We start from the raw sequence: 13,300 nt of genomic DNA on the forward strand, positions 1-13,300 counted from the left end.
GGGCGCGCGCGGGCGCGTCTCAGCGGGGTCTCGCGGCCGCGCGGGGGGCCGGGGGGGGGGGGCGGGGGGGCGCCCCCCCCCCCGTGGGGGAGAGCCGGGGATCAGCCCTCCTGGGCGAGGCTCTTCATGTCCTCGTAGCCCATGCCGAGCTTGCTGAACATCTCCTGCTGCGCCAGGGGCAGGCCGAGGGCCTTCAACTCCTCGGCCTGGGCGGGGGTCAGCGGCTTGCCGGGGGTGAGCGCCGGGGTGCCCGGGGTGCCCGGGGCGGTGCCGCCCTTGCCTCCGCTGGTGGCGCCGGAGGTGAGGAGGGTGAGCATCGTGCTCTGGATGTCGTCGCTGGTCAGCGTGACGGCGTCGGCGGGGGCCTCGACGGTCGGGGCGTTCCGGTTGAAGGCGAGCTTCACCGGGAAGTTGACGCCCGGTGCGGCCTTCGCCTCCAGCTGGGCGAGGTCGAAGGTGGCGGCGGAGAGCTTGCCGTCCTTCAGGTAGAGGTCGGCGCCGACCTTGTCCTCGCGCACGGTGCTCGGGACGGAGGTGGGGAGCTTCCCGAACTGCTGGGGGAACTTGGCGGCCAGCGGCTTGACGGCCTTCAGCAGTTCGTCGGCCAGCTGGCGGCCCGGGGCGCTCATCCAGATGTGCTCGGCGCCGTCCTTCTTGCCCTTGTCCTCGAAGGTGACGGTGCGGGACAGCACGTCCTTGAGGGAGTTGGTCAGCTGCTTGGCGGACTCCGGGTCCAGCGAGGGCTGTCCGCTCGGGGTGCTCGGGGTGGCCTTGGCGCCGTCGAACTTCTTGGTGTCGTCGGCGAGCTTCTGCAGGTCGAAGGAGACCCACTTGCCGGCCAGCACGTCCTTGACCGGCTTCAGTTCGGCGGGCAGGTCGCTGCTGATGGCGTCGACCTGCGACGGGTCCTCGCCGACCAGCTTCACCAGGCCCTTGGCGTCGGCCCGCAGGAACGCCTTGGCGTCGACCTGGCGGTACTCCAGCAGCGCGGTGCCCTTCCGGTCGGAGAGCACGTAGGACAGGCGCACCGACTTGTCGAGCGTCAGGTCCTTGTCGGCGCCGTTGCTTTGTGCGTTCTTGAAGGTGTCGAGGTCCTTCAGCGGCTTGTCGGCGGACACCGCGACGGAGAAGTTCAGCCCGGACACGGCGTCGGCGCTCTTCGGGTCGACCTTGTCGCCGGTGGCCGCACCGAAGGCGATGATTTGCTCGGGAGTGGCGTCCACGGAGAACGTGAGGCCGGCGGCCTTGCCCTCGCCGACCTTGGTGAAGGCCTTGGACACCTTCTGCGCGGCGGACAGCTGCTCGACGGTGCCGCAGGCGGCCAGGCCGGCGGCGAGCACGGATGCGGTGACGGCGACGGGAACGGTTCCGCGCGCGGCCCGGCGAATGGCGGTGTTGATGGTACGTCTCCTGTATGGCGGGGTCTGACCACATGGTCAGACCGGTCCCTCCCCGGTGGCGTCAGGCGCCACAGTGCTTACACATTTGATCACATCATCAACAAGGGGGTGGCCGATTATTTCGGACCGGCGCAGCCCCGGCCGAGGCGCAGTGCGGTGTCGATCAGCGGGACGTGGCTGAAGGCCTGCGGGAAGTTGCCGACCTGGCGCTTGAGCCGCGGGTCCCACTCCTCCGCCAGGAGCCCGAGGTCGTTGCGGATGGACAGCAGCTTGTCGAACAGCTGGTGCGCCTCGTCCGTCCGGCCGATCATCGCCAGGGCGTCGGCCAGCCAGAACGAGCAGGCCAGGAAGGCGCCTTCGTCGCCCGGCAGGCCGTCCACCCCGCCGCTCGTGGGGTAGCGCAGCACGAAGCCGTCCTCGGTGGACAGTTCGCGCTGGATCGCCTCGACGGTGCCGATGACGCGCTTGTCGTCCGGCGGCAGGAAGCCGACCTGGGGAATGAGCAGCAGCGAGGCGTCGAGTTCCCGCGAGCCGTAGGACTGGGTGAAGGTGTTGCGCTCCGGGTCGTAGCCGTGGGTGCAGACGTCCTCGTGGATGGTGTCGCGCAGGGCGCGCCAGCGCTCCAGCGGTCCCTCGCAGTCGGCCTGCTCCAGCAGTTGGACCGTCCGGTCGACGGCGACCCAGGCCATCACCTTGGAGTGGACGAAGTGCCGGCGCGGGCCGCGGACCTCCCAGATGCCCTCGTCCGGCTCCTGCCAGTGCTCCTCCAGCCAGGAGATGAGCCGCAGTTGCAGCAGGTGGGCGTGGTCGTTGCGGGCCAGGCCGGTGTGCTGGGCGAGGTGCAGGGCCTCGACGACCTCGCCGTAGACGTCGAGTTGCAGCTGGTCGGCGGCGCCGTTGCCGATCCGGACGGGGCGGGAGCCCTCGTAGCCGGGCAGCCAGTCGAGTTCGGTCTCCACCAGCTCCCGTTCGCCGGCGATGCCGTACATGATCTGGAGGTTCTCCGGGTCGCCGGCGACGGCGCGCAGCAGCCACTCGCGCCAGGCCTTGGCCTCGTCGCGGTAGCCGGTGCGCAGCAGCGAGGAGAGCGTGATGGTGGCGTCGCGTAGCCAGGTGTAGCGGTAGTCCCAGTTGCGGACGCCGCCGATGTCCTCGGGCAGTGAGGTGGTGGGGGCGGCGACGATGCCGCCGGTGGGGGCGTAGGTGAGGCCCTTGAGGGTGATCAGGGAGCGGATCACCGCCTCGCGGTAGGGGCCCTGGTAGGTGCACTGGGCGGCCCAGTCGTGCCAGAACTCCTCGGTGGCGGCGAGTGCCTGCTCGGCGTCCGGCCGGTCGGGGGCGCCGAGGTGGGAGGCCTGCCAGGTCAGCGCGAAGGCGATCCGCTCGCCGGCGGTGACGGTGAAGTCGGCGTAGGTGGTCAGGTCGCGGCCGTAGGTCTCGGACTCGCCGTCCAGCCACACCGAGTCGGGCCCGGCCACGGCGACGGTGCGGTGGCCGCCTCCGGCCTGCTCGACCCGGTGCACCCAGGGCACGATGCGCCCGTACGAGAACCGCATCCGCAGGGCCGAGCGCATCCGGACGGTGCCGGACACGCCCTCGACGATCCGGATCAGCTGTGGGGCCGCCGTGCCGCGCGGCGGCATGAAGTCGATCACCCGGACGGTGCCCCCGGCGGTGTCCCACTCCTGTTCCAGGATCAGCGAGTCGCCCCGGTAGCGCCGCCGGTGGGCGGACGGGGCGTCACCGGGGGCGATCCGCCAGAAGCCGTGCTCGTCCGTGCCCAGCAGGCCGGCGAAGACGGCCGGGGAGTCGAAGCGGGGCAGGCACAGCCAGTCGACGGCGCCGTCCCTGCCGACCAGGGCGGCGGTCTGCATGTCGCCGATCAGCGCGTAGTCCTCGATGCGGGCGGGCACGTGGTTCTCCAAGAAGGGTTCATAGGAAGGTTCGGCAGAGGGGGGGTGTACAGGCCGGGCCGGGCAGGGCTCACTCCTTGAGCGAGCCCGAGTTGGCGCCGCGCACGAAGTGGCGCTGGAAGCAGAAGAACAGGATCGCCACCGGGAGGGTGGAGACCAGCGCCGCCGCCAGCTTGAGCGGGTACTGCGTCCCGGAGCCGAGGCCGCCGGAGACGAAGTGCGCCAGACCGGTGGTGAGGGTGTCGTGCTCGCTGGACTGGGTGGAGACCAGGAAGTGCGTGAACTCGTTCCAGGAGCCCTGGAAGGAGAGCACGGTGAGCGTGATCAGCGAGGGCCGGGACATCGGCAGGACGACGGACCAGAAGATCCGGAACGTCCCGGCGCCGTCGATCCGCGCCGCCTCCTCGATCTCGCGCGGCACCGACTCGAAGAACTGCTTCATGATGAAGATCCCGGCGGCGTCGACCAGCAGCGGCAGGATCATGCCGCTGTAGCTGTCGAACATGCCGAAGCTCTTCAGCACCAGGAACTTCGGGATCAGCAGCACCACGCCCGGCACCGCCATCACGGCCAGCACGAAGGCGAACAGCAGTCGGCGGCCGGGGAACCTGATCCGGGCCAGCGCGTAGCCCGCCATCGAGTCGAACAGCACCCGGCCGGCCGTCACCAGGACGGTCACCACCACGCTGTTGCCCAGCCAGCGCAGGAACGGGATGTTCTCGACGCCCTCCGCCAGGCCGAACAGCCGCCGGTAGGAGGCCAGGGTGCCGCCGTCGGGCAGCACCGACATCGGGTGGGCGGCCGCGTCCGGGTCGGTCTTGAAGCTGTTCACCAGCTGGAGCAGGAACGGCAGCAGGTAGAGCAGCGCGAAGCCGAGCAGGACGGCGTACCCGAGGATCCGCAGCGGCCGGGGGAAGCGGCCGAGGATCGGCTTGTCCACGGCGGGCTTGCGGTCAGCGTGCGGCACGGCGGGCTCCCTTCGGGCTGCGGCGCGGCTTGCCGTCCCGCTCCCGCAGGACCCACCGCTGGACGGCGGTGAGCAGCAGGATCAGGCCGAGCAGGACGAACGCGATGGCGGCGCCCTGCCCGAAGTCGGCGTTGTCGAAGCCGGCCGAGTAGGACAGGTAGGCGGGCGTGAGGGTGGTGTTGCCGGGCGCGCCCTTGCCCATCACGTACACCTGGTCGAAGACCTGCCAGGTGGAGATCAGGCCGAGGGTCAGCACCAGGAACAGGACGGGCCGCAGCGCGGGCAGGGTGACGTGGCGCAGCAGCTGGCGGCGGTTGACGCCGTCGAGCGCGGCGGCCTCCTCCAGTTCGCGCGGGATGTCCTGGAGGGCGGCGAGGAAGATCAGCATGAAGGTGCCGGAGGTGGTCCACACCGCCATCAGGATCAGCGTGCACATCGCGACCGAGGGCCCGGCGAACCACTCCGACCAGGACAGCCCGAGCGGGCCGCCGGTGCCCGGGGCGGGCTGGTCCAGGCCGAACCAGCCGAGCACCAGCCAGATCACCCCGCGCGGGTCGGCGAACCAGTTCGGCCCCTTGACCCCGAGCCAGCCCAGCATCCGGTTGACGGCGCCGCTGCCCTGGAAGAGGAACAGGAAGACCGTCGAGATCGCGATCGAGCTGGTGACGGACGGGAAGTAGAACACCGTGCGCAGGGCGCCCCGGCCGCGCAGCATCCGCTGGTTGACCAGGATGGCGAGCAGCAGCGCCAGCACCGTCTGCAGCGGCACCGTCAGCAGGACGTAGTACAGCGTGTTGCGCATCGAGGTGGCGAACAGCGTGCGGTCCAGGCCGTCCTCGGCGAACAGCCGGCGGTAGTTGTCCAGGCCGATGAAGTCCGCACTGCCGCTGAACGGGTTGGACTGGCCGTCCCAGTGCAGCAGGCTGACCCACAGGGCCATCCCGATCGGCAGGACCATGAAGAGGCCGAGGACCAGGACCATGGGGCCGGCGAACAGCCAGCCCCATGCTCCCTCGCGCAGGCCGCGCCGGCGTATCGTGCCGGTGGAGCTGTTACTTGGCATTCTTGATGGCCTGCTCGCCGTTGCGCTGGAGGGTGGCCAGGATGGCCGCCGGGTCGCCCGTCTTCAGCGACTGGAGGTCGGTGTTGAACTGGGTGAGCACCTTGGTGAACCCGGCGATGGTGACCGGCGCCTGGGCGTTGGCGACGCCGTCGACCCAGGCCTTGGACTCGGGGTACTTCTGGGCGTAGGCGCTCAGCGCGCTGGTGCGCGAGGGCATCACGCCGAAGGCCTGGGCGAACTCCAGCTGCTGGTCGGTGGAGGCGAGGTGCTTGACCAGGTCGACCCCGGCCGCCTGGTGCTGGCTCTTGGCGGCGATGCCCCAGCAGTTGCTGAAGGCGAGGGTGCCGGGGCCGGCCGGGCCGGCGGGCAGCGGGAGCACCTTGTACTGGACGTTCGGGTAGTCCTTGGCCATCGCGCCCTTGAGCCAGTTGCCCTCGATGGTCATCGCGGCCTTGCCCTTGCCGAGCGCCTCGCCGCCCCAGCCGGCGTCCACCTCGGCGACGTACTTGGCCGAGCCGGCCTTCATCATCGACTGCACGTACTCCAGCGCCTGCTTGTTGGCCGGGTTGTCGGCGGTCATCGCGGTCTGCTCGGGGTTGGTGATCCAGCCGCCGGCCTCCTTCAGCAGGGCGCCGAGCCGCTGGTAGTCGGGGGCGGTCACCAGGCCGGTCACGCCGTCCTTGGTGAGCTTGGCGGCGTCGTCGGAGAGCTGCTGCCAGCTGGTCGGGTAGTCGGCCTCGGTCAGGCCGGCCTGCTGCCACAGCGTGGTGTTGATCGCCAGGCCCAGGGTGGAGGTGTCCTTGGGCAGGCAGGTGAGCTTGCCGTCGTAGCTGAAGGCCTTGCGCAGCGGCTCGGAGAAGTCGGCGGCGTCCGGGATCTGGTCGCCGTAGGCGTACAGCGAGCCGCCCTTGGCGTAGTTCGCGAACTGGTCGGAGTTGACGTAGAAGAGGTCCGGCGGGTTGCCGCCGGCGAAGGCCTGGCCGAGCTGCTGGTTGATGTCGCTGGCGATCTGCACGGTGACGGTGTTGCCGGTCTTCTTGGCCCAGTCGGCCGTGGCGGCCTTGACCGCGGCCGTCTCGGCCTCGCCGGAGGTGGCGATCAGCACCGTCAGGCTCTGGTTGCCGCCGGAGGACTGCTTGGCCGGTGAGTCGCCGAAGCCGCCGGAGGAGGAGCAGCCGGTGACGGCGCCGAGGGTGACGGCCGCGCAGACGGCTGCCGCGGCGAGGGTGCGGGAGGTGGCCATGCGGGATCTCCTTGCGAGGGTGGGTGGGGGAGTGGGCGGAGATGGTTTCGGGGGAGTGGCGGTCAGACGCTTTCGCGCAGGACCAGCTCCGGTTCCAGGAGCACGTGTTCGGTCGGCCGCTGGTGGTCGCCGAGGCGTTCCAGCAGCAGCCGCATGCACTCGCGGCCGACCGCGTCGAGCGGTTGGGCGAGGCTGGACAGCGACGGGAACAGCAGGGGGGCGATCGGCGAGTCGTCGAAGCCGATGACGGCCGCGTCCGGGCCGGGGGTGCGGCCGTCGCGGCGCAGCGCCTGGTACCAGCCGAGCGCCAGGGTGTCGCTGGCGGTCACCACCGCGGTCGCGCCGGTCGCGAGCAGCCGTTCGGCGGCCTCGGTGGCGCTCGTCCGGTCGTCCGGGCTCTCGGCCCGGCGGCCCCGGGTGGGCAGGCCCAGTTCGCGCATCGCGCTCTGCCAGCCGCGGGCGCGGTCGTCGCCGACGCCGGAGCCCTTCGGCCAGCCGAGGAAGCCGATCTTGCGGTGGCCGAGCCCGGCCAGGTGCCGGACGGCGGCCGAAGTCCCGGCGGAGCCGTCGACGTCGACCCAGTCGCCGACGTCCCGGCCGGACCAGGTGCGGCCGAAGGCGACGTACGGGACGCCGCGTTCGTGCAGCCAGCCCTGGCGGCGGTCGCCGCGGTCGGTGCTGCTGAGGACGAAGCCGTCCGCGCCGTGCTCGTCGAGCAGTTGCTGGTAGCTGGTGAGTTCGTCGTCCCCGGGGGCGACGGCGAACAGCACCACCCGGTAGCCGGCCTGGTCGGCGGCTTCGGAGAGGGAGTGCAGGAACTGGTCCAGGACCGGGGTCGGGACGCCGGTGCTGCTGGAGCGGATGCCGTAGCCGATCAGCCGGCTGGCCCTGGTCTTGAGCGCCTGCGCGGCCCGGTGCGGGCGGTAGCCGAGCTCGTCGATCGCGCGCTGGACCCGCTCCAGCGTCTGCGGGCGCAGCAGCTCGGGCGAGTTGATCGCGTTGGACACCGTCTGACGGCCCACGCCGGCCCGGGCGGCGACCATTTCCAGGGTCGCGGCGGACCCTGTCCTGGGCCGGGGCGATGAGTGTGCATGCATGACGGCGATCCTAGGTTCTGTCTTCATTGACAAGATCTTGGAGCGTTCCAATACGGGGTTCCATCTTCCCCACCAGGGGGGTTAATGTCTTGGAACGCTCCAATGGCAGAAAGGTTGCGCCCGAGTGGAAGCAACTGTCAAGCCCCAAAACGAGGATGAAGAGACCATGTCAGCGATCGCCCTGCAGCCGTTCCTGCACGACGCCCAGCTCTCCGTGGCCGCCCCGAGCTTCTGTGCCTCGCGCCCGGACGGGCGGATCGGCGAAGGCGCGGACGGCTTCTACCACGGGGACCGCCGGATCCTCTCCCGCCTGGAGGCCGGCGTCGCCGCGGTCCCCAACACCCCCGTCGCCACCGTGCTCGGCGAGGACGGACGCACCACCTTCGTCACCGTGTTGCGCGGCATCGCCGAACTCACCCCCGACCCGGCCGTCACCCTGGAACGCCGCCGGGAGCTGCACCCCGGCCGCCTCGTCGAGCGCTACACCGTCCGCAACGCGGGCGACCTCACCGCCCGCCTGCGCCTGGACGTACGCGCGGAGAGCGACTTCGCCGCGATGGACAGCGTCAAGGCCGGCCGCGCCACCCAGGCCCGCACGCCCACCGCCGGCCCGAACGGCCTGCGCTGGAGCGAGGGCCCGCTCAGCGCCGCCCTCACCGTCGAGCCGGCGCCCGACCACCTCGCCGCCGACACCGGCACCCTGGGCTTCGACCTCGAACTCGCCCCCGGCCAGAGCTGGCAGGCCGTCCTGGAGTGCACCGCCGAGCACCGCGACGGCGACCTCTTCCCCGCCCCGGCCGCCGACGTCGCCCCGTGGCGCACCCCCGGGATCACCGGCCGTGACCACCACCTCGCGCACTGGATCGCCCGCTCCCACCACGACCTGCGCGGCCTCCTGCTCACCGACCCGCTGGAGCCCGGCGACCACTTCCTCGGCGCCGGGGCCCCCTGGTTCCTCACCCTGTTCGGCCGCGACTCCCTCTGGGCGGCCCGGATGATGCTCCCGCTCGGCACCGAACTCGCCGCCGGCACGCTGCGCACCCTGGCCCGCCGCCAGGGCCGCGCCCTCGACCCGGCCACCGAGGAGCAGCCCGGCAAGATCCTCCACGAGGTCCGCCGCGACGAGCAGCACCTCGACAACGGCTCCCACCTGCCGCCCTGCTACTTCGGCACGGCCGACGCCACCCCGCTGTGGCTCACCCTCCTGCACGACGCCTGGCGCTGGGGCATGCCCGAGGACCAGGTCGAGGACCTGCTGCCGCACGCCGAGGCCGCCCTCGCCTGGCTGGCCGACCACGCCGACGCGGACGGCGACGGCTTCCTGGAGTACGTCGACAGCTCCGGCAAGGGGCTCTCCAACCAGGGCTGGAAGGACTCCTCCGACAGCATCCGCTTCCGCGACGGCCGGATCGCCGACGCCCCCATCGCGCTCAGCGAGGTCCAGGCCTACGCCTACGAGGCCGCCGTCGCCTCGGCCGACCTGCTGGAGGCCTTCGGCCGGCCCGGCGCCGACCGCTGGCGGCAGTGGGCGGAGGAGCTGCGGCTGCGCTTCCGCGACCGGTTCTGGACCGAGGACGCGCACGGCCCGTACCCGGTGGTCGCCCTCGACGGCGGCAAGCACCAGGTCGACTCGATCGCCTCCAACATGGGCCACCTGCTTGGCACCGGCCTGCTCGACCCGCAGGAGAGCGCCCTGGTCGCCGGCCGGCTCACCGCCCCCGGCATGGACAGCGGCTTCGGGCTGCGCACCCTGGACGCCGCCGCGGCCGGCTTCAACCCGCTCGGTTACCACACTGGTTCGGTCTGGCCGCACGACAGCGCCATCGCCGTCCAGGGCCTCTCCCGCGCCGGGCTGCACGACGCCGCCGCGCCGCTGGCCGCCGGCCTGGTCCGCGCGGCGGCGGCCTTCGACCACCGCCTGCCCGAACTCTTCGGCGGCCACCCGCGCGCCGAGTTCGCCCGCCCCGTCCCCTACCCGGCCTCCTGCCGCCCGCAGGCCTGGGCCGCCGCCGCCTCCGTCCATGTGGTGCAGGCACTGCTCGGCCTGGAGGCCGACGCCCCCAACCGGCGGCTCCGGGTGCGGGCCCAACTCCCGGCCGGCTACGAGTCGCTGACGTTCACCGGCCTGACGGTGGCGGGCCTGCCGATCGAGGTGTCCACCGACCACACCGGAGCCGTCGACCTGCGCGCCCCGCAGGGCTTCACCGTCACCACGGAGCACTGACGCGCACCCCGCCGGCCCGGCGGCCGCGCCCGGCCCGGTCGGCGGGGAGCGGGCCGTCCGGGCGTAGGCGCGGGCCGTCCGGGCGCGGGCGCCGGGCCGGGTCAGCCGCGCTGCACGGTGAACTGGTCCACGGCGGTGCCGTCCTCGGTGATCGAGCGCACCGCCATGCGGGCCGGCTTGCCGGCGGCGGCGGGCGTCACGTCGACCGCCACCAGGCAGTAACCGGTGTAACGGACCCTGGACCAGGTGACCTTGACGGTCTGGTTGTGGCCGCTCGGATCGGCGACCACCATCGGGACGGGGGAGTCGTTCTTCGTCTCGTGCCCGAGGTAGGTGTCGGCGACGGGGAAGGAGTAGACCCCGCCGCCACCGCCGCCCGCGACGATGTACGTCGTGCCGTCCTTCAGCGGATTGACGGTGTCGCCGGAGGCGACCTTGCGGGTGGGCTTGCCGGAACGGATGGGGTCGGTCCGCTCGTAGACGTGGTTGTGCCCGCTGAGCACCAGGTCCACCTGGTACTTGTCGAACAGCGGGGCCCAGTCCTGCTGCGCGCCGAGTTCGGCCCCGTTGTCGTGGCAGGTGGAGTACGTGCACTGGTGCAGGTAGACGACGACGAAGTCGATGGTGGTGTCGGCGCGGAGCGCGGCGAGCCGGCTCTCCAGCCACTTCTTCTGCTTGCCCTTGGTGTAGTTCAGGTTGGCTGCGGTGTTGTAGCAGATGTCGTTGCCGTCGAGGCTGATCAGGCCGACGTTCTGGCAGCGCCAGGAGTAGATGCCGGTGGACTGGGCCCAGGCGTTGTCGGGCATCGTGAACCGGGCGCGGACGCCCCCGTAGCCGTCGGCCCCGTACCAGGCCTCCATCTCGTGGTTGCCGATCGCCATCATCCACGGGGTCCGGGAGGCGACGGGGTCGTTCTGCACGAAGAAGGAGTCCCACAGACGGGCGTCGTAGGGGTCGCTGGTCTTGCCGCTGCCGCCGCTGTTGGCGTACGAGAGGTCGCCCATGTGGAGGTGGAAGGCGGGGTCGAGGCCGGCGATCAGGTTGGCGGTGGCGGCCGCGTTGTACCCGATGCCCTGGTCGCCGAAGGCCGTGAAGGTGAACCCGGCGCCGCGGCCGGGGGCGGGCGCGGTGCGGAAGCTCGCCACGTCGCCGAGCCGGGCGCGCTGCCCCGCGGGGTCGTAGCCCTGGTGGCCGACGACGTAGTAGTACGTGGTGTCGGGGATCAGCTGGTCGACCTGCGCGTGCAGGTAGTACTGGGTGACGGTGGTGGGCTTGACCAGGGGCTGGTCCTCGACCGGGTGCTGCCAGGACAGCTTGCTGACCAGGGTGCGGACCTCGGCGGCGATCGGGGAGCCGAAGTCGCCGGGCTGGAGGCCGATCCGGACGAAGGGGGCGGTCACCGCGCCCGGCACCTGCCAGGAGACGACGACCTGTTGGGAGGGATCGGCCCCGAAGGCCAGGTGCCGGCCGAAGGGGCGCAGCGCGGACCCGGCGGTCTGGTCGCTGCGGGGTGAGGGGAGGGTCGGGGTGTCGAGGGCGGTCGGGCGGGGGGCGGCCTGGGCGGCGCCGGGCAGCAGGAGGCTGCCCGCGGCGAAGGCGGCACCGCCCGCCGCGCTCACTCGCAGGAGGTCGCGCCGGGAGTGCCGTGAGGTCTCGGACATGACATTAAGTTAGGAAACATCACTAACCTTTGACAAGAGGGCGGACGCGAACGGATTCGGCTGCGCCATACGCCAGTTGGGGGTGCCAGGACATCGAGGCGACGGTGCCCGGACATCGAGGCGGGGCGCTCCCGGCCTCGGGAGCACCCCCGCCTGCTCGGCCGCAGCCCAGCGGGAGGGACTTGAACGCGCGGGCCGATGTCCGGATTACCCACCGGGCCGTCCGTATCGCCCCTCGGCCCGGCCCGGTCCCCACGCCTACGGTCGAGGCCATGAACGAACCCCTCAGCCCCGACGACCTCGCCGCCTACCACGAGAACGGCTTCCTCCTCGTCAAGAACCTGATCAGCCGACAGGAGGCGGCGGCGATGCGGGAGGAGTGCCACGCCCTGGCCGCCCGCCTCGACTCCGACGCCGACCCGACCTGGGCCAGCGCGCGCACCGTCGCGGGTGCGTCCGCCGGGCGCACGGCCCTCAAGCACGCCCACGACGCGCAGTTCCACTCGGCGGCCTTCGCCCGGCTGCTGGTCGACCCCAGGTTCACGGACGTCGCGGCCGCACTGCTCGGCGGGCCCAACCTCCAGTTGCACCACACGAAGATGTTCATCAAGCCTCCGGAGACCGGCTCCCCCTTCCCCCTGCACCAGGACCACCCGTTCTTCCCGCACGCCCGGCACACCGTCGCGGCCGCGGTCTTCCACTTCGACGACGCCCCGGAGGAGAAGGGCTGCATCAGGGCCGTCCCCGGCAGCCACCAGCAGGGCCCGCTGCCGCACGTCGAGGACGGCAGCTGGCACCTGCCGCCCGACACCTGGCGGCTCCAGGACGCCCGGCCGTGCCCGGCGGAGGCCGGCGACGTCCTGTTCTTCGGCTACCTCACCGTGCACGGTTCGGGGCTGAACACCTCCGACCAGGCCCGCACCACCTGGCTGGTACAGTTCCGGGACCCTGCGGACCGGCCCACCACGGACGATCACACCTGGTCCCTCGGTCAGGGCATGATGCTGCGGGGCGTCGACCCCACCGCGCGCAGGACGGACGGGGCGGGCGAGCCGAGATGACCGAACTGGCCCGGGCGGGCGCCGCCCTGCCCCTGCTCAACTCCGTGCGGCTGGGCACCACCCTCGCCGGACGACGGGTCGAGTTCGTGGACTGGGGGTTCTACCCGCCCGAGCCATGGCGCAACTACTGGCACAGCCACTCCTACTTCGAGTTCTGCTACGCCTACGCCGGGCGCGGGACGTTCCGGATCGGCGCGCTGGAGCACCCGGTCGGAGCCGGCGAGCTGTTCCTGGCCCGCCCCGGCGAGGTCCACGAGATCACCACCGACGCCCGGGACCCGCTCGGCATCGTCTTCTGGTCCTGGACGATGGTCCCCGAACGCGGTCCGCGCGGGGCCGCCGGGCCCGGCTCCCCGGAGACCGCCGCCCTGCTCGACGCCCTCGCGGCCGGCCCGCGCCGGGTCGTCCCGGCCGCCGGAACCCCGCTTCCCCGGCTGTTGGCGACACTCGCCGAAGAGGCTGCGGCTCCGGGGCCGGCCAGCCCCGACCTGCTGGCCGCCCTCGGCCCCGCGCTGGTCCTCACCTGCGCCCGCGTCGTCGCCGACCTGCCCGCCCCCCGCCGCGCGCCCGCCCCGCCGGCGGGGGGGGCGGGGCCCCCACCCCCCCCGCCCCCGTGCGGATCAACACCCCCCCCCGCTACTCCCCGCCCAGCACCCAGGTGTTCGTCACCC

The 13,300-nt window shown here is 72.2% G+C and carries 10 protein-coding genes; 3 read left to right on the top strand and 7 right to left on the bottom strand.

Annotated elements, in window-relative coordinates:
* Positions 1–101: 101 nt before the first annotated feature.
* From ACFV6D_RS37395 to ACFV6D_RS37420, 6 genes are all read right to left on the bottom strand, one after another.
* The gene (locus ACFV6D_RS37395) at positions 102–1,340 is read right to left on the bottom strand and encodes a hypothetical protein (RefSeq protein WP_380563176.1); all 1,239 of its coding nucleotides are present in this window, start codon (positions 1,338–1,340) and stop codon (positions 102–104) included.
* A gap of 176 nt (positions 1,341–1,516) precedes the next feature.
* Positions 1,517–3,313, bottom strand: coding sequence for a glycoside hydrolase family 15 protein (locus tag ACFV6D_RS37400; protein WP_380563186.1), 1,797 nt, complete (start codon positions 3,311–3,313; stop codon positions 1,517–1,519).
* A gap of 70 nt (positions 3,314–3,383) precedes the next feature.
* Positions 3,384–4,280 (bottom strand): carbohydrate ABC transporter permease, encoded by an 897-nt coding sequence (locus tag ACFV6D_RS37405; RefSeq protein ID WP_208869026.1) that lies wholly within the window; start codon positions 4,278–4,280, stop codon positions 3,384–3,386.
* Entirely contained in the window at positions 4,267–5,343 is a 1,077-nt protein-coding gene (locus ACFV6D_RS37410) for a carbohydrate ABC transporter permease (RefSeq protein ID WP_063345910.1), read from the bottom strand. Before ACFV6D_RS37410 ends, ACFV6D_RS37405 begins: the two co-directional genes overlap by 14 nt.
* Entirely contained in the window at positions 5,333–6,586 is a 1,254-nt protein-coding gene (locus ACFV6D_RS37415; protein ID WP_380563178.1) for an extracellular solute-binding protein, read from the bottom strand. The genes ACFV6D_RS37410 and ACFV6D_RS37415 overlap by 11 nt, the downstream gene beginning before the upstream one ends.
* A gap of 62 nt (positions 6,587–6,648) precedes the next feature.
* Positions 6,649–7,683, bottom strand: a complete 1,035-nt coding sequence (locus tag ACFV6D_RS37420; protein WP_063345908.1) for a LacI family DNA-binding transcriptional regulator — start codon at positions 7,681–7,683, stop codon at positions 6,649–6,651.
* Positions 7,684–7,849: 166 nt separating this feature from the next.
* Between ACFV6D_RS37420 and ACFV6D_RS37425 the strand changes: the two genes are divergently transcribed.
* A complete protein-coding gene (locus ACFV6D_RS37425) occupies positions 7,850–9,907 on the top strand; it encodes a glycogen debranching N-terminal domain-containing protein (protein ID WP_380563180.1) in 2,058 nt (685 codons plus the stop codon).
* A gap of 101 nt (positions 9,908–10,008) precedes the next feature.
* Here ACFV6D_RS37425 and ACFV6D_RS37430 read toward each other — a convergent pair whose 3' ends face one another.
* Positions 10,009–11,568: a purple acid phosphatase family protein gene (locus ACFV6D_RS37430; RefSeq protein ID WP_380563182.1), complete on the bottom strand. Its 1,560-nt coding sequence runs from the start codon at positions 11,566–11,568 to the stop codon at positions 10,009–10,011.
* A gap of 272 nt (positions 11,569–11,840) precedes the next feature.
* Here ACFV6D_RS37430 and ACFV6D_RS37435 point away from each other — a divergent pair, with 272 nt between their 5' ends.
* Positions 11,841–12,629 (top strand): phytanoyl-CoA dioxygenase family protein, encoded by a 789-nt coding sequence (locus ACFV6D_RS37435; protein ID WP_063345905.1) that lies wholly within the window; start codon positions 11,841–11,843, stop codon positions 12,627–12,629.
* On the top strand, positions 12,626–13,300 hold a 675-nt coding region (locus ACFV6D_RS37440), incomplete at its 3' end, for an AraC family ligand binding domain-containing protein (protein WP_380563184.1). The genes ACFV6D_RS37435 and ACFV6D_RS37440, both read left to right, overlap by 4 nt.

This window comes from Kitasatospora sp. NPDC059812 (assembly GCF_042732075.1).
GTDB lineage: Bacteria > Actinomycetota > Actinomycetes > Streptomycetales > Streptomycetaceae > Kitasatospora.